This window comes from Ensifer sp. GW821-FHT05G01 (assembly GCF_059419585.1).
Genome location: NZ_JBWKSC010000024.1, coordinates 1,743 through 4,668 on the forward strand (window position 1 = coordinate 1,743; position 2,926 = coordinate 4,668).

Annotated in this window: 1 rRNA gene; it reads left to right on the plus strand. The window is 52.8% G+C overall.

Annotated features, from left to right (window positions below):
• The first annotated feature begins 110 nt into the window (after window positions 1-110).
• Window positions 111-2,906, plus strand: a 23S ribosomal RNA gene (locus AC07UR_RS33815).
• Window positions 2,907-2,926 lie beyond the last annotated feature (20 nt).

The window sequence follows — 2,926 nt, forward strand, 5'->3', positions numbered from 1 at the left end:
GTATCGAACACGTCGATGGCATCTGGATTGGATTGGGTTGTAAAAGGTAACCCGGTCTGCCGCGTCCCCAAGGGGACGACGGCTTAAGGATGAGCATTGGCAATGAGAACGATCAAGTGAAAGAAGGGCATTTGGTGGATGCCTTGGCATGCACAGGCGATGAAGGACGTGATACGCTGCGATAAGCCGTGGGGAGCTGCGAATAAGCTTTGATCCATGGATTTCCGAATGGGGAAACCCACCTTAAATACTTGGAAAATTTAAGTCGTGCTTTGGTACGGCTTAGGTTTCCAAGTATTGTTTAAAGGTATCTTGCTCTGAATACATAGGGGTAAGAAGCGAACGCAGGGAACTGAAACATCTAAGTACCTGCAGGAAAGGACATCAACCGAGACTCCGCAAGTAGTGGCGAGCGAACGCGGACCAGGCCAGTGGCACTGAGGAATAAAGTGGAACGACATGGAAAGGTCGGCCGTAGAGGGTGATAGCCCCTTACACGTAGAACACTCAGTGTCCTTGAGTAAGGCGGGACACGTGAAATCCTGTCTGAACATGGGGAGACCACTCTCCAAGCCTAAGTACTCGTGCATGACCGATAGCGAACAAGTACCGTGAGGGAAAGGTGAAAAGCACCCCGACAAGGGGAGTGAAATAGAACCTGAAACCGGATGCCTACAAACAGTCGGAGCCCGCAAGGGTGACGGCGTACCTTTTGTATAATGGGTCAACGACTTAGTGTGACGAGCAAGCTTAAGCCGATAGGTGAAGGCGCAGCGAAAGCGAGTCTGAATAGGGCGTTCAGTTCGTCGCATTAGACCCGAAACCGAGTGATCTAGCCATGAGCAGGTTGAAGGTTGGGTAACACCAACTGGAGGACCGAACCCGCATCTGTTGCAATAGATTGGGATGACTTGTGGCTAGGGGTGAAAGGCCAATCAAACTCGGAAATAGCTGGTTCTCCGCGAAAACTATTTAGGTAGTGCGTCGACCGAATACCCTCGGGGGTAGAGCACTGGATGGGCTATGGGGACTCACCGTCTTACTGATCCTAACCAAACTCCGAATACCGAGGAGTACTAGTCGGCAGACACACGGCGGGTGCTAACGTCCGTCGTGAAGAGGGCAACAACCCTGACCTCCAGCTAAGGTCCCCAAGTCATGGCTAAGTGGGAAAGGATGTGAGGATCCCAAAACAACCAGGATGTTGGCTTAGAAGCAGCCATCATTTAAAGAAAGCGTAACAGCTCACTGGTCTAATTAAGGGTCTTTGCGCCGAAAATGTAACGGGGCTAAAGCCATGCACCGAAGCTGAGGATACGTCGCAAGACGTGTGGTAGCGGAGCGTTCCGTAAGCCTGTGAAGGGATACCTGTGAGGGGTCCTGGAGGTATCGGAAGTGCGAATGTTGACATGAGTAACGATAAAGAGGGTGAGAGACCCTCTCGCCGAAAGACCAAGGGTTCCTGCTTAAAGTTAATCTGAGCAGGGTTAGCCGGCCCCTAAGACGAGGCGGACACGCGTAGTCGATGGGAACCACGTTAATATTCGTGGGCCTGGTGGTAGTGACGGATTGCTTAACTTGTACGCTCTTATTGGATTGGGTGTGCAGGGACGCGGTTCCAGGAAATAGCTCCACCGTATAGACCGTACCCGAAACCGACACAGGTGGTCAGGTAGAGTATACCAAGGCGCTTGAGAGAACTATGCTGAAGGAACTCGGCAAATTGCACGCGTAACTTCGGAAGAAGCGTGACCCTTTTATACGCAAGTATGAAAGGGTGGCACAGACCAGGGGGTAGCGACTGTTTATCAAAAACACAGGGCTCTGCGAAGTCGCAAGACGACGTATAGGGTCTGACGCCTGCCCGGTGCTGGAAGGTTAAGAGGAGGGGTGCAAGCTCTGAATCGAAGCCCCAGTAAACGGCGGCCGTAACTATAACGGTCCTAAGGTAGCGAAATTCCTTGTCGGGTAAGTTCCGACCTGCACGAATGGCGTAACGACTTCCCCGCTGTCTCCAGCATAGACTCAGTGAAATTGAATTCCCCGTGAAGATGCGGGGTTCCTGCGGTCAGACGGAAAGACCCCGTGCACCTTTACTATAGCTTTACACTGGCATTCGTGTCGGCATGTGTAGGATAGGTGGTAGGCTTTGAAGCAGGGACGCCAGTTCTTGTGGAGCCATCCTTGAAATACCACCCTTATCGTCATGGATGTCTAACCGCGGTCCGTTATCCGGATCCGGGACAGTGTATGGTGGGTAGTTTGACTGGGGCGGTCGCCTCCGAAAGAGTAACGGAGGCGCGCGATGGTGGGCTCAGACCGGTCGGAAATCGGTCGTCGAGTGCAATGGCATAAGCCCGCCTGACTGCGAGACTGACAAGTCGAGCAGAGACGAAAGTCGGTCATAGTGATCCGGTGGTCCCGCGTGGAAGGGCCATCGCTCAACGGATAAAAGGTACGCCGGGGATAACAGGCTGATGACCCCCAAGAGTCCATATCGACGGGGTTGTTTGGCACCTCGATGTCGGCTCATCGCATCCTGGGGCTGGAGCAGGTCCCAAGGGTTTGGCTGTTCGCCAATTAAAGCGGTACGTGAGCTGGGTTCAGAACGTCGTGAGACAGTTCGGTCCCTATCTGCCGTGGGTGTAGGAATATTGACAGGATCTGTCCCTAGTACGAGAGGACCGGGATGGACATATCTCTGGTGGACCTGTTGTCCTGCCAAGGGCATAGCAGGGTAGCTATATATGGAATGGATAACCGCTGAAGGCATCTAAGCGGGAAACCAACCTGAAAACGAGTATTCCCTTGAGAACCGTGGAAGACTACCACGTTGATAGGCTGGGTGTGGAAGTGCGGCAACGCATGAAGCTTACCAGTACTAATCGTTCGATTGGCTTGATCGTTCCCATTGCTCATGCTCATC